Annotated in this window: 12 protein-coding genes, 2 tRNA genes, 2 rRNA genes and 1 riboswitch; of the genes, 11 read left to right on the top strand and 5 right to left on the bottom strand. The window is 57.3% G+C overall.

Features of this window, described 5'->3' with window-relative positions; all coding sequences use genetic code 11:
• The first annotated feature begins 13 nt into the window (after window positions 1-13).
• Both JL05_RS00080 and argH read left to right on the top strand, forming a co-directional pair.
• A complete protein-coding gene (locus tag JL05_RS00080; RefSeq protein ID WP_004931061.1) occupies window positions 14-1,234 on the top strand; it encodes an argininosuccinate synthase in 1,221 nt (406 codons plus the stop codon).
• A 68-nt stretch (window positions 1,235-1,302) separates the two neighbouring features.
• Window positions 1,303-2,676, top strand: coding sequence for an argininosuccinate lyase (gene argH / locus JL05_RS00075; RefSeq protein WP_033631318.1), 1,374 nt, complete (start codon window positions 1,303-1,305; stop codon window positions 2,674-2,676).
• Between the two features lie 36 nt (window positions 2,677-2,712).
• On the opposite strand, the gene JL05_RS00070 is transcribed toward argH, so the two are convergent.
• The 3 genes from JL05_RS00070 to JL05_RS00060 all read right to left on the bottom strand — a co-directional run bounded on the left by JL05_RS00070 (window position 2,713) and on the right by JL05_RS00060 (window position 5,473).
• Window positions 2,713-3,039, bottom strand: a complete 327-nt coding sequence (locus JL05_RS00070) for a type II toxin-antitoxin system HicB family antitoxin (RefSeq protein ID WP_019452249.1) — start codon at window positions 3,037-3,039, stop codon at window positions 2,713-2,715.
• A gap of 181 nt (window positions 3,040-3,220) precedes the next feature.
• Window positions 3,221-4,669: a dihydrolipoyl dehydrogenase gene (locus tag JL05_RS00065; protein ID WP_033631317.1), complete on the bottom strand. Its 1,449-nt coding sequence runs from the start codon at window positions 4,667-4,669 to the stop codon at window positions 3,221-3,223.
• 72 nt (window positions 4,670-4,741) lie between these two features.
• Window positions 4,742-5,473 carry a glutathione peroxidase gene (locus JL05_RS00060; RefSeq protein WP_004931051.1) on the bottom strand — a complete coding sequence of 244 codons (732 nt, stop codon included), beginning with the start codon at window positions 5,471-5,473 and terminating at the stop codon, window positions 4,742-4,744.
• 151 nt (window positions 5,474-5,624) lie between these two features.
• On the opposite strand from JL05_RS00060, the gene oxyR reads away from it, so the two are divergent.
• A complete protein-coding gene (gene oxyR / locus JL05_RS00055; RefSeq protein WP_015379402.1) occupies window positions 5,625-6,542 on the top strand; it encodes a DNA-binding transcriptional regulator OxyR in 918 nt (305 codons plus the stop codon).
• Here oxyR and sthA read toward each other — a convergent pair.
• Window positions 6,525-7,922 (bottom strand): Si-specific NAD(P)(+) transhydrogenase, encoded by a 1,398-nt coding sequence (gene sthA, locus JL05_RS00050; protein WP_004931047.1) that lies wholly within the window; start codon window positions 7,920-7,922, stop codon window positions 6,525-6,527. The two genes, oxyR and sthA, sit on opposite strands and share 18 nt — an antisense overlap.
• 218 nt (window positions 7,923-8,140) lie before the next feature.
• Between sthA and fabR the strand changes: the two genes are divergently transcribed.
• Window positions 8,141-8,773: an HTH-type transcriptional repressor FabR gene (fabR, locus tag JL05_RS00045; RefSeq protein WP_004931044.1), complete on the top strand. Its 633-nt coding sequence runs from the start codon at window positions 8,141-8,143 to the stop codon at window positions 8,771-8,773.
• Between the two features lie 15 nt (window positions 8,774-8,788).
• Window positions 8,789-9,160, top strand: coding sequence for a YijD family membrane protein (locus JL05_RS00040; RefSeq protein ID WP_004931042.1), 372 nt, complete (start codon window positions 8,789-8,791; stop codon window positions 9,158-9,160).
• A gap of 34 nt (window positions 9,161-9,194) precedes the next feature.
• Here the strand turns inward: JL05_RS00040 and trmA are convergent, their stop codons facing one another.
• The gene (gene trmA, locus JL05_RS00035) at window positions 9,195-10,298 is read right to left on the bottom strand and encodes a tRNA (uridine(54)-C5)-methyltransferase TrmA (protein WP_033631315.1); all 1,104 of its coding nucleotides are present in this window, start codon (window positions 10,296-10,298) and stop codon (window positions 9,195-9,197) included.
• Between the two features lie 122 nt (window positions 10,299-10,420).
• Window positions 10,421-10,633, top strand: a riboswitch (cobalamin riboswitch).
• 69 nt (window positions 10,634-10,702) lie between these two features.
• Here trmA and btuB point away from each other — a divergent pair.
• From btuB to JL05_RS00005, 6 genes are all read left to right on the top strand, one after another.
• Complete coding sequence (btuB, locus tag JL05_RS00030; RefSeq protein WP_033631313.1) at window positions 10,703-12,595, top strand: TonB-dependent vitamin B12 receptor BtuB; 1,893 nt, start codon at window positions 10,703-10,705, stop codon at window positions 12,593-12,595.
• Entirely contained in the window at window positions 12,540-13,403 is an 864-nt protein-coding gene (murI, locus tag JL05_RS00025) for a glutamate racemase (RefSeq protein WP_033631312.1), read from the top strand. Before btuB ends, murI begins: the two co-directional genes overlap by 56 nt.
• 373 nt (window positions 13,404-13,776) lie before the next feature.
• Window positions 13,777-15,318 (top strand): 16S ribosomal RNA (locus tag JL05_RS00020).
• Window positions 15,319-15,392: 74 nt separating this feature from the next.
• A tRNA-Ile gene (locus JL05_RS00015) sits at window positions 15,393-15,469 on the top strand.
• A gap of 39 nt (window positions 15,470-15,508) precedes the next feature.
• Window positions 15,509-15,584, top strand: a tRNA-Ala gene (locus JL05_RS00010).
• Between the two features lie 207 nt (window positions 15,585-15,791).
• Window positions 15,792-17,622 (top strand): 23S ribosomal RNA (locus JL05_RS00005); the annotation flags it as partial.

The following is a 17,622-nucleotide window of genomic DNA, read 5'->3' as shown; positions in this document are numbered from 1 at the left end:
AAAGGAATAGATCATGCAAAACCAAGGCATCAAAAAAATCGTTCTGGCGTACTCCGGCGGCCTGGATACCTCGGCCATCATTCCATGGCTGAAAGAGAACTACGGCGGCTGTGAAGTGGTGGCGTTCGTGGCGGACATCGGCCAGGAGCGCAGCGATCTGGAAGGCGTGGAGCAAAAAGCCCTGCAGTCCGGTGCCTCTGAATGTCACGTGGTCGATCTGCGTGAAGAGTTTATCCGCGATTACGTTTATCCGGTGCTGCAGACCGGCGCCCTGTACGAAGGCAGCTACCTGCTGGGCACCTCGATGGCGCGGCCGATCATTGCCAAGGCGCAGGTCGAGCTGGCGTTGAAAGTGGGCGCGGACGCGCTGTGCCACGGCGCAACCGGCAAAGGCAACGATCAGGTGCGTTTCGAAACCACCTACACCGCGCTGGCGCCGCAGCTGAAAGTGGTGGCGCCGTGGCGTGAGTGGAACCTGCGTTCCCGTGAAGCGCTGCTGGATTACCTGAAAGAGCGCAATATCCCGACCACCGCATCGCTGGAGAAAATCTACAGCCGCGATGAGAACGCCTGGCACATCTCCACCGAAGGCGGCGTGCTGGAAAGCCCGTGGAATGCGCCGAACAAGGATTGCTGGGTATGGACCGTCGATCCGCAGGAAGCGCCGGATCAGCCTGAGCAGGTGACCGTCACCGTTGAGAAAGGCCGCGTTGTGGCGGTTAACGGGAAAGCGTTGTCGCCTTACCAGTGCCTGGAAACCTTGAACGCGCTGGGCGCCAAGCACGGCGTCGGCCGGATCGACATCGTGGAAAACCGTCTGGTGGGCATCAAATCCCGCGGCTGCTATGAGACCCCGGGGGGCACCATCATGGTGGCGGCGCTGCGCGCCATCGAGCAGCTGGTGCTGGATCGCGACAGCTTCAAATGGCGCGAGCAGCTGGGCCTGGAGATGTCCTATGTGGTGTATGACGGCCGCTGGTTCGCGCCGCTGCGCCGCTCGCTGCAGGCCTCTGCCGAAGCATTGGCTGAAGAGGTGAACGGTGAAGTGGTGCTGCAGCTGTACAAAGGCCAGGTGACGGCGACCCAGAAAAAATCCGCCAACAGCCTGTACTCCGAAGAGTTCGCCACCTTCGGCGAAGACGAAGTTTACGATCACAGCCACGCGGGCGGCTTTATCCGCCTGTTCTCTCTGTCTTCACGCATCCGCGCGTTGAATGAGAAAAAGAATAAATAACCGATTGGCGTGACTCTGCAAGGGCGCAGCATGCTGCGCCCTTTCGCATAAAAATTCAGGAGTAAGGTATGGCACTTTGGGGCGGAAGGTTCACTCAGGCGGCGGATCAGCGGTTCAAGCAACTCAACGATTCGCTGCGGTTCGATTATCGCCTGGCGGAGCAGGATATCGTGGGCTCGGTGGCCTGGTCGAAGGCGCTGGTGACCGTTAACGTGTTGACGGCAACGGAGCAACAGCAGCTGGAGCTGGCGCTGAATGCGCTACTGAAGGAAGTCCAGGCCGAGCCTTTGGCGATCGTCCAAAGCGATGCCGAAGACATCCACAGCTGGGTGGAGCAGAAGCTGATCGAGAAGGTCGGCGATTTGGGCAAGAAGCTGCACACCGGCCGCAGCCGCAACGATCAGGTCGCGACCGATCTGAAGCTGTGGTGCAAACAGCAGATCGGCGATCTGCATCAGGCGATCGTCCAGCTGCAGCAGGCGCTGGTGGAGACCGCCGAAGCTAACCAGGATGCGGTGATGCCGGGGTATACCCACCTGCAACGCGCGCAGCCGGTGACTTTCGCGCACTGGTGCCTGGCCTATGTCGAGATGCTGGCGCGCGATGAAAGCCGCCTGCAGGATACCCTGAAACGGCTGGACGTCAGCCCGCTGGGCAGTGGCGCGCTGGCCGGCACTGCTTATCCTATCGATCGCGAGCAGCTGGCCGGCTGGCTGGGCTTCGCCTCGGCGACCCGCAACAGCCTGGACAGCGTATCCGATCGCGATCACGTGTTGGAACTGCTGTCCAACGCCGCCATCAGCATGGTGCATCTGTCGCGCTTCGCCGAAGATCTGATCTTCTTCAACAGCGGCGAGGCGGCGTTTGTCGAGCTGTCCGACCGCGTGACCTCCGGCTCTTCGTTGATGCCGCAGAAGAAAAACCCGGACGCGCTGGAGCTGATCCGCGGCAAGTGCGGCCGCGTACAGGGCGCGCTGACCGGCATGATGATGACGCTGAAAGGCCTGCCGCTGGCGTACAACAAAGACATGCAGGAAGACAAAGAAGGGTTGTTCGACGCGCTCGACACCTGGATGGACTGCCTGCAGATGGCGGCGCTGGTGCTGGACGGCATTCAGGTGAAGCGCCCGCGCTGCCAGGAAGCGGCGGAGCAGGGCTATGCCAACGCCACCGAGCTGGCGGATTACCTGGTCGCCAAGGGCGTGCCGTTCCGCGAAGCGCACCATATCGTCGGTGAGGCAGTGGTAGAAGCGATTCGCCAGGGCAAACCGCTGGAAGCGCTGCCGCTGGCGGATTTGCAGCAGTTCAGCGCGACGATCGCTGACGATGTCTACCCGATCCTGGCGTTGCAATCCTGCCTGGACAAACGTGCGGCCAAAGGCGGCGTCGCGCCGCAACAGGTGGCCGCGGCAATCGCCGCAGCGAAACAGCGTTTGGCTTGACGACGACAAGGGCGGCCTGGCGCCGCCCTTGAACCTCTACCCCGCCAGGCGGGCGCACAGATAACGGTTCAGGCTCACGCCTTCTTCCATCGCGCCGATCGCCAGCCGGCGATGCTGTTCCGGCGTCATGCGCAACACCAGTTTTCCGCTGAAGTTCTTTTCCGCCAGCGCCTGCGGCGGCGTTTCGCCTTGCGCCAGCATATCGGCGATCGTTTCGCTCACCACTTTTTCGATGCCCTCCAGTGCGCCGGTACGCGTGGCGGCCAGCCAGGACAGCGAGGGGAATTCGGCGCACAGCCCGACATATTCACGATCTTCCGCTGACCAGGTGATGCGATAGGTATAGTGTTCATGCTTTTCCATGCTCTTCCTCCATTCTGGCTCTGCCCTCCATTTTAGTGTCATTATTGATATCACTTCAATGCCAAAGCATAAGAATGCGTGCAGGAGGGCCGTGAGGCAAGAGGAGGGAGGAAAATCTGGAAAGCGCTGCGCAAAAAAACCGGGCCTGAAGGCCCGGTGGGTATGAATGGAGAATGAGGGGTTATTCGCCCGGGCAGCGCTGGCAGCGCTCGATTTCGGCCGCGCCGAGTTTGAGCTTCGCCTGCAGGTCGCGCAGCGCGGTGCGCAAGCCTTCTTCGATCACTGGATGATAGAACGGCATGTCCAGCATCTGATCGACGGTCATCTGCTGCTGGTGCGCCCAGGCCAACAGGTGCGCAATGTGTTCGGCGTCCGGGCCGATCATTTCCGCGCCGAGGAAACGGCCGGTGCCCTGTTCGCCGTAAACGTGCAGAACGCCCTTGTTGCGCAGCATCACCCGAGAGCGGCCCTGATTCTCAAACGAGACCTTGCCCACTTCAAAACAGCCGCAGGCGCTGAACTTCTCGCTCAGCTCGCGGAAGGTCGAGCCGACCATGGCGATCTGCGGATCGGAGAACACCACCGAAATCGCGCTGCGGCGCAGACCCGGATTGATCTCCGGGAAGCTGCCGGCGTTGGCGCCGGCGATGCGCGCCTGATCGCTGGCCTCATGCAGCAGCGGCAGCTGGTTGCTGGCGTCGCCGGCGATGAAGATATGCGGCACGCTGGTTTGCATCGTCAGGCGGTCGGCCAGCGGCACGCCTCGAGCGTCGAGCTGCAAACCGGTGTTTTCGAGGCCTAACCGATCGACGTTGGGGCGGCGGCCAGTGGCGGCCAACACGTAGTCCACCAGGATCTCCTGCGGTTGGCTCTGCAGATCCCGATAGCGGATAAACACCTTGTCGCCTTCGCGCTGCATCATCTCCACTTTCACGTCGGCGTCGAGATAGAACTCTTCCCCCAACGTTTTCGCGGCGTAATCGCGCACAGCGCTGTCGGTGAGCGGCCCGACGGCGCCGCCGATGCCGAAGACCCGGGTGTCGACCCCGAGGCGGTGCAGCGCTTGCCCCAGTTCCAGCCCGATGACGCCGGGGCCGAACACCGCTACGGACTGCGGCAAATCATCCCAGTTGAAGAGATCGTCGTTGACGATCAGGCGATCGCCCAGTTCGTTCCACGGCGCCGGCCAGCTGGGGCGGGAGCCGGTGGCGATTACGATGCGCTGCGCCACAATGCGCGTATGCTCATCGACCTGCAGCGTGTTGTCGTCGATAAAGCGGGCATAGCCCTGAATTTTGTCGCCGGCCGGGATCTCGTCCACGCCTTCCAGCACGAAGCCGACGAAACGATCGCGTTCGCGTTTGACGCGAGCCATCACCTCGCGCCCGTCAATGCGCGTTTTGCCGCTTGGGTGCACGCCAAAGCCCGGCGCACGTTCGATTTGATGCACCGCTTCGGCGGCGGCGATCAATAATTTGGATGGCATGCAGCCAACGCGCGCACAGGTGGTGCCATAAGGCCCACCTTCGATCATCACCACGCTGGGGGTAGACAGTTTGGCCGCTCGGTAGGCGCCGAGCCCTGCGGTGCCGCCGCCGATGACCGCGACATCAACGTTCAACAGTTTCATATCCGCTCCTGAAAGGTAAAAAAAAGGCGGGCCGTAGCCCGCCAAAGTTCACGTTGGCTTTGTTATTACTTATTAAGCTGACAGGAAGGTTTCCAGATCGTCGCTGCCGCCGATGTGACGGCCGCCGATGAATACCTGCGGCACCGTGGCGCGGCCGCTGACGGCGCGCAGGCTGACGGTGGTGGCGTCTTTGCCCAGCACGATCTCTTCATACTGAATGCCGCGCTCTTGCAGCATCTGCTTGGCTTTGGCGCAGAATGGGCAGCCCGGTTTGGTGAACAGGGAGACCGATTCCTGCACTTTGAATTCCGGCGCCAGGTATTTCAGCATGGTGTCGGCGTCGGACACTTCAAACGGGTCGCCCGGCTTGTTTGGTTCGACAAACATTTTCTCGACCACGCCGTCGCGCACCAGCATCGAGTAGCGCCATGAGCGAGGGCCAAAGCCCAGATCCGCTTTCTCAACCAGCATGTTCATACCTTTGGTGAATTCACCGTTGCCGTCCGGCACGAAAGTGATGTTTTCCGCATGCTGATCGGCTTTCCAGGCGTTCATGACGAAGGTGTCGTTCACCGAGACGCAAAGAATGCTGTCGACGCCGTGCTGCTTGAATACGCTGGACAGCTCGTTGTAACGCGGCAGATGGCTTGAAGAGCAGGTCGGCGTAAACGCGCCCGGCAGCGAGAACACGATAACGGTTTTGTTTTTGAACAGGTCATCAGTGGTCACATCAATCCATTGGTCGCCCTGACGGGTGTGGAAAGTAACCTGAGGAACTTTCTTGCCTTCTTGACTGGTAAACATTGATTAACCCCTTAATTAGGAAAAGTAATTTTTAGCATTTAGCGCGATATCGCTTCGTTGGGACACATTATTGTCGCTGGGGCTTGATAGATCTAATCGCTCATTGCTATCTTATCTATCGCCATGAGCTATCATGGAATGGAGGGAAACAATGAATATTCGTGATTTAGAGTATCTGGTCGCCTTGGCCGAGCACCGGCACTTCCGCCGCGCGGCCGATTCATGCCATGTGAGCCAGCCCACGCTGAGCGGGCAGATCCGCAAGCTGGAAGACGAGTTGGGCGTCATGCTGCTCGAGCGCACCAGCCGCAAGGTGCTGTTCACCCAGGCCGGTCTGTTGCTGGTGGAGCAGGCGCGTACCGTGCTGCGCGAAGTGAAAGTGTTGAAGGAGATGGCCAGCCAGCAGGGCGAAGCCATGTCCGGGCCGCTGCACATCGGCCTGATCCCGACCGTGGGGCCTTATCTGCTGCCGCAGATCATACCGACACTGCACAAAACCTTCCCGAAACTGGAAATGTACCTGCACGAAGCGCAAACCCACCAACTGCTGGCGCAACTCGACAGCGGCAAACTGGACTGCGCCATTCTGGCGTTGGTGAAGGAAACCGAGGCGTTTATCGAAGTGCCTCTGTTCGATGAACCGATGAAGCTGGCGGTGTACTCCGATCACCCGTGGGCGCAGCGCGAGCGCGTGGCGATGCCGGATTTAGCGGGAGAGAAGCTGCTGATGTTGGAAGATGGCCACTGCCTGCGCGATCAGGCGATGGGCTTCTGCTTCCAGGCGGGCGCGGACGAAGATACTCACTTCCGCGCCACCAGTCTGGAAACGTTGCGCAATATGGTCGCTGCCGGCAGCGGCATTACCCTGCTGCCGTCACTGGCGGTGCCGCCGCAGCGCGAACGCGACGGCGTGTGCTATCTGGATTGCTACAAGCCGGAGCCGAAGCGCACCATCGCGTTGGTGTATCGCCCCGGTTCCCCACTGCGCAGCCGTTATGAGCAGTTGGCCGAAGCGATCCGCGAGCACATGCAGGGCTACATCGACAGCGCGTTAAAACAGGCGGTTTAAGCCGTTAAGCGCCGCCACCCGGTAGGCTTCGGCCATGGTCGGATAGTTGAAGGTCGTATTAACGAAATACTCGATGGTATTGCCTTCACCTTTCTGTTCCATGATCGCCTGACCGATGTGGATGATCTCCGCCGCACGCTCGCCGAAGCAGTGGATCCCGAGGATCTGCAGGGTGTCGCGATGGAACAGGATCTTCAGGCTGCCGACGTTCATCCCGGCTATCTGCGCGCGCGCCAGATGCTTGAACTGGGCGCGGCCCACTTCATACGGCACCTTCATCGCGGTCAGTTCCTGCTCGGTTTTGCCGACGGAGCTGATTTCCGGAATGGTGTAGATGCCGGTCGGGATATCTTCGATTAAGTGACCGCTGGCTTCGCCGGAGGCGATCGCTTGCGCGGCGATGCGGCCCTGATCGTAGGCGGCGGAAGCCAGGCTCGGATAGCCGATCACGTCACCGACCGCATAGATGTGCGACAGCGCGGTCTGATACATGCTGTTCACTTTCAGCAGCCCGCGGCTGTCCGACTCCAGACCGACGTTCTCCAACCCCAACGAATCGGTGTTGCCGGTACGGCCGTTAGCGTACAGCAGGCAGTCCGCTTTCACCTTCTTGCCGGACTTCAGGTGCACGATCACGCCGTCTTCGGTGCCTTCGATCTTCTCGAATTCTTCGTTGTGGCGGATCACCACGCCGTTGTTCCAGAAGTGGTAAGAGAGCGAATCCGACATCTCTTGATCGAGGAACGCCAGCAGCCGATCGCGGGTGTTGATCAGATCCACCTTGACGTTCAGGCCGCGGAAGATAGACGCATATTCGCAGCCGATCACCCCGGCGCCGTAAATGATCACGTGGCGCGGCTCATGGCTCAGCTCGAGAATGGAGTCGCTGTCGTAGATGCGCGGGTGATTGAAATCGACGCTGGCCGGATGGTAAGGGCGCGAGCCGCAGGCGATCACGATGTGGTCGGCGCGGATGGTGTCCTGGGTGCCGTCCATGTAGCTGACGCTGACGGTGTTGGCGTCGATGAAGCGCGCGTCGCCGGCGAACAGCTTGCACTGGTTCCGCTCATAGAACCCTTGGCGCATGCGGGTCTGCTGGCTGATGACGTTATCGGCGTGGCGTAAAATGTCAGGGAAGGTCGCGCTAAGCGTGCGCGAATTGTTGTAAAGCGGGTTCTGGTTGAATTCGATAATGCGGCTGACGGCGTGGCGGAGGGCTTTGGAAGGGATGGTGCCCCAATGGGTACATCCGCCGCCTACGTTGTTGTACCGTTCGATAACGGCCACACGGGCGCCCTGTTTCACCAGCCCCATGGCGGCACCTTCACCACCAGGGCCCGAGCCAATCACTATGGCATCAAATTGATAGTGCTGTTGCATGTAGGAGAGACCTGTTTTTTTATACAAGATTACAACGGTATCTTAACATCATAGCGCTGCTCACCCAATCACCATTAGGCTTTTTGAGTCAAAGCACAATCGGCTCAGGGCGGAAGTGTGATAGAGCGCGTTAGTATAAATGCTGTTGCAATAAAATTTGCTATATTGCCGAGTCTAGGGCGTTAGACTGAGAGAATGGAACCTATCCGGATATGCATATGGGCGTCAGAGCACAACAAAAAGAACGGACTCGTCGTTCCCTGATCGAAGCCGCATTCAGCCAGCTGAGCGCCGAACGCAGCTTCGCCAGCCTGAGCCTGCGGGAAGTTTCACGCGAGGCGGGCATCGCGCCCACGTCGTTTTACCGCCATTTCCGCGACGTGGATGAGCTTGGGCTGACCATGGTGGATGAAAGCGGCCTGATGCTGCGTCAGTTGATGCGCCAGGCGCGCCAACGCATCGCCAAGGGCGGCAGCGTGATCCGCACCTCGGTGTCCACCTTTATGGAATTTATCGGCAACAACCCGAACGCCTTCCGCCTGCTGCTGCGCGAGCGCTCCGGCACGTCGGCGGCATTTCGTGCGGCGGTGGCGCGCGAGATCCAGCATTTCATCGCCGAACTGGCGGACTACCTCGAGTTGGAAAACCACATGCCGCGCAGCTTTACCGAAGCGCAGGCGGAAGCGATGGTCACCATCGTGTTCAGCGCCGGCGCGGAAGCGCTGGATATCGATGTCGAGCAGCGGCAGCAGCTGGAAGAACGGCTGGTGCTGCAGCTGCGGATGATCTCCAAAGGGGCGTATTACTGGTATCGTCGCGAACAAGAAAAAGCTTCTGTGTCCCACGTATAAAAAAGGTAAAAAATGATGGAAAAACCAGGCCGTGAAAATGGCACCTTACTGCTGGCGTTGATTGCCGGCCTTTCGATCAACGGTTCCTTTGCCGCGCTGTTCAGCTCGGTGGTGCCGTTTTCGATCTTCCCGCTGATTGCGTTGGTGCTGGCGGTGTACTGTCTGCATCAGCGTTACCTGAACCGCGCCATGCCGGACGGCATGCCGAAGCTGGCGGCGGCCTGCTTCCTGCTGGGGCTGTTGATGTACAGCGCCATCGTGCGCGCCGAATACCCGCAGATCGGCTCCAACTTCCTGCCGTCGGTGATCTGTGTGGCGCTGGTGCTGTGGATTGGGGTCAAGCTGAAGGCGCGTAAGGCGCTGGATGCGCCGACTCAAGAGCCGTAATGAAACGGGGCGCCATCATGGCGCCCCTGTCGTATCAGCGGTGTTTTTCCAGCAACACGCCGCATTCCATGTGATGGGTATACGGGAACTGGTCGAACAGCGCCAGGCGGCTGACCCGGTGCGTGGCCTGCAGCGTTTCCAGGTTGGCGCACAGCGTTTCCGGATTGCATGAAATATACAGAATGCGCGGGTAAGCCTGCACCATCTTCACCGTTTCCGCGTCCAGCCCGCTGCGCGGCGGATCGACGAAAATCGTCTCGCAGTTGTAGCCGCTCAGATCGATGCCTTTCAACCGGTTGAATTCGCGTACTCCGTTCATCGCCTGAGTGAAGTCTTCTGCCGCCATGCGGATGATTTGCACATTGTCGATATGGTTGGCGGCGATGTTGTACTGCGCCGCCGCCACCGACGGCTTGGCGATCTCGGTCGCCAGCACGCGCTCGAAATTGCGCGCCAACGCCAGCGAGAAGTTGCCGTTGCCGCAGTACAGCTCCAGCAAATCGCCTTTGGAACCGGCGGTGACCGCCAGCGCCCATTCCAGCATCTGCACGTTCATGGCCGCGTTGGGTTGAGTAAAGCTGTTTTCCACCTGGCGGTAGATCATATCGCGGCCGGCGACCGTCAGCACTTCGTCAACATAATCCTGGTCGAGCATGATCTTGGTCTTCGACGCTCGGCCGATCAGCTGCAGGTCGAAACCCTGCGCGCGCAGCTCGTCGCGCAGTTGCTCGGCGCGCTGCTGCCAAGCGTCATCCAGCTTGCGGTGGTACAGCAGCGAGGCGATGATTTTACCGCTTTGCGTCGACAGATAATCGATCTGGAACAGCTTGTGACGCAGGATCGGCTCCGGTTTCAGCGCGGCGATCAGGGCGCTCATCAGGCGGTTGATCAGTTCGCTGGCGGCCGGGAATTGATCGACGCGAATACGCTGCTTGGTCTGCTGATCGAACATGATGTGATACATGTCGTCCGCATCGTGCCAGATGCGGAACTCGGCGCGCATGCGGTAGTGGTCGACTGGCGAGCGGAACACTTCCGGCTCGGGCGCCGCGAACGGTGACATCAACGTCTTCAGGCGGGCGACTTTCTCCGCCAGTTGGTCATCGTAACGTTCAATAGGCAAATTCTCGGGCGTCATGTGTGTCTTCTCGTCAGGCAAATTTGATCAGCGGGGATTGTAGGGAATCAGCCCGTGAAGTCCAGTTTTGTCGCGTTTATTATTTGTAACATTAGTAGCAGTCTAGACATCTATTTGCATTGATCGTAGCATTGCCGTCCGGCCTCAAGCAGCGAGTGAAAAGGGAATCCGGTGTGAATCCGGAGCTGACGCGCAGCGGTAAGGGGAAGTCACGGCGATAGCGTTTTGACGCAGACACTGTCCACTGCAGGATGGGAAGTCATCGCCCGTTGCCGGTCGCGCCCCGCGGCCCGCAAATCCCAAGCCCGAAGACCTGCCGGTGTTACGTCGCAATATCCGTGGCCGTCGCGAACTACCGGCCATGATCCTGCGGCATCCGCCAATTAAGTTTGGATGCTTTTCTCATGACAATTACAAAAAATACGCTGCTGGCGGTGGTCTCCTCCGTCACGGCTTTTTCTGGATGGGCGCAAGACAACACTACAGCCACGAATGGCGATAACCTGGTGGTGACCGCCAACCGTTTCCCGCAGCCGGTTTCTTCCGTGTTGGCGCCGACCTCCGTCGTCACCCGTAACGATATCGATCGCTGGCAGGCCAAGAGCCTGACCGACGTGATGCGCCGTTTGCCAGGCGTGGACATTGCGCAGAATGGCGGCCTGGGGCAGCAAAGTTCGTTGTTTATTCGCGGCACCAATTCCAGCCATGTGCTGGTGTTAATTGACGGTATTCGCCTTAATCAGGCGGGCGTCAGCGGCTCTTCCGATCTCAGCCAAATCCCGATCTCGCTGGTGCAGAAAGTCGAATACATTCGCGGCCCGCGTTCGGCGGTATACGGTTCCGACGCCATCGGCGGCGTAGTCAACATTATTACCACCCGCGAAAAGAACGGCACGACGCTGGCTGCCGGCGTCGGCTCCAACGGCTATCAATCCTACGATGCGTCGACGCAACAGCCGCTGGGCGACAGCACCGTGGCGACGGTGGCGGGGAACTACACCTATGCCAAAGGGTATAATGTTATAGCGAACTTGCCGGACAGCTTCGGCAATCCTGCACAGCCTGACCGCGACGGCTTTATGAGCAAATCTCTGTATGGCGGCATTGAGCACAAGTTCAATGAGGCGTTCAGCGGCTTTGTTCGTGGTTATGGTTATGACAATCGCACGGCCTATGACGGTAATTACAGTTATTCGGATCCGGCGCATTTAGATGCGTTGCCTGACACTCGCCAACTCTATAGCCAAAGTTGGGATAGCGGTCTGCGCTATCAGGACGGCATCTATGCTACGCAGTTGATCGCGAGCTATAGCCATACCAAAGACTATAACTACGATCCCAAATACGGCCCTTATTCTGCGTCTGCAACCCTGGATGACTCCACGCAATACAATGTGCAGTGGGGCAATACGTTCCAGGTTGCTCAAGGCCATATCAGTACGGGTGTCGATTGGCAGAATCAGAAAATCGAACCGGGTACGGCTTACATCACTGATAGCAAGAGCCAACGTAATACCGGGCTCTATCTGACGGCGCAGCAACAAGTGGATGCCTTTACTTTGGAAGGTGCGGTGCGCGGTGACGATAACTCGCAGTTTGGTTGGCATGGCACTTGGCAAACCAGCGTGGCTTGGGAATTTGTTGAGGGCTATCGCGCCATCGCGTCTTATGGTACTGCGTTTAAAGCGCCAAATTTGGGGCAGCAGTACGGCAGCTTTGGCGGCAACCCGGATTTGAAACCGGAAGAAAGCAAACAGTGGGAAGGGGGCTTTGAGGGGCTGACCGGCCCGGTCACCTGGCGCGTTACCGGTTATCGCAATGATATAGATAATCTGATCAGCTATGCATCAAGCGGTTCAGGTTCAGCCTATTACAATGTTAATCAGGCAAGGATTAAAGGTGTTGAAGCGACGGTGTCTTTTGATACCGGTCCGCTGACGCATCAGATTGGTTACGATTATGTCGACCCGCGCAACGCCAAGACCAACGAAGTGCTGTTGCGCCGCGCCAAACAGCAGGTGAAATATGAGCTGGACTGGCAGCTGTATGACTTTGATTGGGCGGTAACCTACCAGTATCTGGGAGAGCGCTACGACGGTGATTACAGCGGCTACACTACGCGTACGGTTAAACTTGGCGGCGTGAGCCTGTGGGATCTCGCAGTTTCGTATCCGGTCACATCTCATCTGACAGTTCGTGGTAGAATTGCCAACCTGTTTGATAAAGATTATGAGACGGCCTATGGCTACGCTACTCCAGGAAGAGAATACTACCTCACTGGAAGCTATACCTTCTAACAGCACCGCCACACCTCGCCCGACGGTGCTGGTTTTTGATTCCGGCGTCGGCGGGCTGTCGGTGTATCAGGAGATTCGGCAGTTGCTGCCGGATCTCCACTATATATACGCGTTCGACAACGTGGCGTTCCCCTACGGCGAGAAGTCCGAAGAGTTTATCGTTGAGCGCGTGCTGGAGATTGTCGGCGCGGTGCAGCAGCGTCATCCTCTGGCGATTGTCGTCATCGCCTGCAACACCGCCAGCACGGTCTCCTTGCCGGCCTTGCGCGAGCGTTTCAGTTTCCCGGTCGTGGGCGTGGTGCCCGCCATCAAACCTGCGGCCCGTCTTACCGTCAACGGCATTGTCGGCCTGTTGGCGACCCGCGGCACCGTACAGCGCAGCTACACCCATGAGCTGATTTCCCGGTTCGCCACCGATTGCAAGATTGAGCTGCTGGGCTCTTCTGAACTGGTGGAGCTGGCGGAAGCCAAGCTGCACGGCGAAGCCGTGCCGCTGCCGGTGCTGAAGAAGATCCTGCATCCTTGGCTGAGCATGCGCGAGCCGCCGGATACGGTCGTGCTGGGCTGCACCCATTTTCCTCTGTTAGCTGAAGAGCTGATGCAGGTGTTGCCCGAAGGCACCCGATTGGTGGATTCCGGCGCGGCGATTGCCCGCCGCACCGCCTGGCTCATCTCTACGCAGGAAAGCCTGGTCTCGAGCCAGGAAGAGAATCTGGCGTATTGCATGGCGTTAAATGAAGATACTGACGCTTTATTGCCCGTTTTGCAGGGCTATGGCTTTAAATCGTTGAAAAAACTGCCGCTTTAACGGTGTTTTGGTCAAACATTCAACGGTCGGAAAAAATATTGAAAATAGGGGTTGCGGCTCGCCGAGAACTCCCTATAATGCGCCTCCACTGACCGGGAACAACGACTGACAAGCCGCCGGGTCAGCGAGAAGAAAGCGAAATAAACGCTTGACTCTCCGGGCGAAAAGCGTAGTATACGCAGCCCGCGCCGATGAGTTTCTCGGCGCTGCTCTTTAACAATTTATCAGACAATCTGTGTGGGCACTCCACAAGACGATATCCAGCATCTTCGGATGCAAAAAAATATCAAGTCTTGAAGAGTGACTAACTGAAGTAAAATTCATGCAGTAAATCTTTGAGCATCGCTTCTCGAGTGGAAGCACATCAAGCTTTTAATTGAAGAGTTTGATCATGGCTCAGATTGAACGCTGGCGGCAGGCTTAACACATGCAAGTCGAGCGGTAGCACAAGGGAGCTTGCTCCCCGGGTGACGAGCGGCGGACGGGTGAGTAATGTCTGGGAAACTGCCTGATGGAGGGGGATAACTACTGGAAACGGTAGCTAATACCGCATAACGTCGCAAGACCAAAGAGGGGGACCTTCGGGCCTCTTGCCATCAGATGTGCCCAGATGGGATTAGCTAGTAGGTGGGGTAATGGCTCACCTAGGCGACGATCCCTAGCTGGTCTGAGAGGATGACCAGCCACACTGGAACTGAGACACGGTCCAGACTCCTACGGGAGGCAGCAGTGGGGAATATTGCACAATGGGCGCAAGCCTGATGCAGCCATGCCGCGTGTGTGAAGAAGGCCTTCGGGTTGTAAAGCACTTTCAGCGAGGAGGAAGGTGGTGAACTTAATACGTTCATCAATTGACGTTACTCGCAGAAGAAGCACCGGCTAACTCCGTGCCAGCAGCCGCGGTAATACGGAGGGTGCAAGCGTTAATCGGAATTACTGGGCGTAAAGCGCACGCAGGCGGTTTGTTAAGTCAGATGTGAAATCCCCGGGCTCAACCTGGGAACTGCATTTGAAACTGGCAAGCTAGAGTCTCGTAGAGGGGGGTAGAATTCCAGGTGTAGCGGTGAAATGCGTAGAGATCTGGAGGAATACCGGTGGCGAAGGCGGCCCCCTGGACGAAGACTGACGCTCAGGTGCGAAAGCGTGGGGAGCAAACAGGATTAGATACCCTGGTAGTCCACGCTGTAAACGATGTCGATTTGGAGGTTGTGCCCTTGAGGCGTGGCTTCCGGAGCTAACGCGTTAAATCGACCGCCTGGGGAGTACGGCCGCAAGGTTAAAACTCAAATGAATTGACGGGGGCCCGCACAAGCGGTGGAGCATGTGGTTTAATTCGATGCAACGCGAAGAACCTTACCTACTCTTGACATCCAGAGAACTTTCCAGAGATGGATTGGTGCCTTCGGGAACTCTGAGACAGGTGCTGCATGGCTGTCGTCAGCTCGTGTTGTGAAATGTTGGGTTAAGTCCCGCAACGAGCGCAACCCTTATCCTTTGTTGCCAGCGGTTCGGCCGGGAACTCAAAGGAGACTGCCAGTGATAAACTGGAGGAAGGTGGGGATGACGTCAAGTCATCATGGCCCTTACGAGTAGGGCTACACACGTGCTACAATGGCGTATACAAAGAGAAGCGACCTCGCGAGAGCAAGCGGACCTCATAAAGTACGTCGTAGTCCGGATTGGAGTCTGCAACTCGACTCCATGAAGTCGGAATCGCTAGTAATCGTAGATCAGAATGCTACGGTGAATACGTTCCCGGGCCTTGTACACACCGCCCGTCACACCATGGGAGTGGGTTGCAAAAGAAGTAGGTAGCTTAACCTTCGGGAGGGCGCTTACCACTTTGTGATTCATGACTGGGGTGAAGTCGTAACAAGGTAACCGTAGGGGAACCTGCGGTTGGATCACCTCCTTACCTAAAGATATTAGTTCGAGTGGCGTGCTCACACAGATTGTCTGATAGAAAGTAACGAGCAGAAATACCTTTATAGGCTTGTAGCTCAGGTGGTTAGAGCGCACCCCTGATAAGGGTGAGGTCGGTGGTTCAAGTCCACTCAGGCCTACCACTTCTCATGAAGTGGAAAAGGTACTGCGCGTGACTGTATGGGGCTATAGCTCAGCTGGGAGAGCGCCTGCCTTGCACGCAGGAGGTCAGCGGTTCGATCCCGCTTAGCTCCACCATATAGTCCGGTATTTCAATACTTCAGAGTATATTGGCGACAGTATGCTGCGAAGTATTTTGCTCTTTAACAATCTGGAACAAGCTGAAAATTGAAACATGACGGCTGAAATTTATCCCTCCGTAGAAGTATTGGGATAAAGAGTAACCTGTCATAGAGTCTCTCAAATGTTTGCAGCGCGAACGATGGAAACATCTTCGGGTTGTGAGGTTAAGTGACTAAGCGTACACGGTGGATGCCTAGGCAGTCAGAGGCGATGAAGGGCGTGCTAATCTGCGAAAAGCGTCGGTAAGGTGATATGAACCGTTATAACCGGCGATACCCGAATGGGGAAACCCAGTGTGTTTCGACACACTATCATGTCATGAATACATAGTGGCATGAGGCGAACCGGGGGAACTGAAACATCTAAGTACCCGAGGAAAAGAAATCAACCGAGATTCCCCCAGTAGCGGCGAGCGAACGGGGAGGAGCCCAGAACCTGAATCGGCTTGTGTGTTAGTGGAAGCGTCTGGAAAGTCGCGCAGCAAAGGGTGATAGCCCCGTACACTAAAATGCACAGGTCGTGAGTTCGATGAGTAGGGCGGGACACGTGACATCCTGTCTGAATATGGGGGGACCATCCTCCAAGGCTAAATACTCCTGACTGACCGATAGTGAACCAGTACCGTGAGGGAAAGGCGAAAAGAACCCCGGCGAGGGGAGTGAAATAGAACCTGAAACCGTGTACGTACAAGCAGTGGGAGCACCTTCGTGGTGTGACTGCGTACCTTTTGTATAATGGGTCAGCGACTTATATTTTGTAGCAAGGTTAACCGTATAGGGGAGCCGTAGGGAAACCGAGTCTTAACTGGGCGACTAGTTGCAAGGTATAGACCCGAAACCCGGTGATCTAGCCATGGCAGGTTGAAGGTTGGGTAACACTAACTGGAGGACCGAACCGACTAATGTTGAAAAATTAGCGGATGACTTGTGGCTGGGGGTGAAAGGCCAATCAAACCGGGAGATAGCTGGTTCTCCCCGAAAGCTATTTAGGTAGCGCCTCGTGAACTCATCTTCGGGGGTAGAGCACTGTTTCGGCTAGGGGGCCATCCCGGCTTACCAAACCGATGCAAACTCCGAATACCGAAGAATGTTATCACGGGAGACACACGGCGGGTGCTAACGTCCGTCGTGAAGAGGGAAACAACCCAGACCGCCAGCTAAGGTCCCAAAGTCATGGTTAAGTGGGAAACGATGTGGGAAGGCATAGACAGCCAGGATGTTGGCTTAGAAGCAGCCATCATTTAAAGAAAGCGTAATAGCTCACTGGTCGAGTCGGCCTGCGCGGAAGATGTAACGGGGCTAAACCATGCACCGAAGCTGCGGCAGCGACGCTTAGCGTTGTTGGGTAGGGGAGCGTTCTGTAAGCCGTTGAAGGTGGCCTGTGAGGGTTGCTGGAGGTATCAGAAGTGCGAATGCTGACATAAGTAACGATAAAGCGGGTGAAAAGCCCGCTCGCCGGAAGACCAAGGGTTCCTGTCCAACGTTAATCGGGGCAGGGTGAGTCGACCCTAAGGCGAGGCTGAAAAGCGTAGTCGATGGGAAACAGGTTAATATTCCTGTACTTGGTGTTACTGCGAAGGGGGGACGGAGAAGGCTAGGCTAGCCGGGCGACGGTTGTCCCGGTTTAAGCGTGTAGGGGGTGTGACCTGGTAAATCCGGTTGCATGTTAACCCTGAGGCGTGATGACGATGCACTACGTGCAGAAGTAGTTGATGCCCTGCTTCCAGGAAATCCTCTAAGCTCCAGGTAACATTAAATCGTACCCCAAACCGACACAGGTGGTCAGGTAGAGAATACCAAGGCGCTTGAGAGAACTCGGGTGAAGGAACTAGGCAAAATGGTGCCGTAACTTCGGGAGAAGGCACGCTGGCATGTAGGTGAAGTCCCTTGCGGATGAGCTGAAGCCAGTCGAAGATACCAGCTGCTGCAACGGTTTAATAAAAACACAGCACTGTGCAAACACGAAAGTGGACGTATACGGTGTGACGCCTGCC

Origin of the sequence: Serratia nematodiphila DZ0503SBS1 (genome assembly GCF_000738675.1) — a bacterium.
In the GTDB taxonomy this organism is placed as follows: domain Bacteria; phylum Pseudomonadota; class Gammaproteobacteria; order Enterobacterales; family Enterobacteriaceae; genus Serratia; species Serratia nematodiphila.
This window is presented reverse-complemented; position numbering and strand designations above follow the sequence as displayed.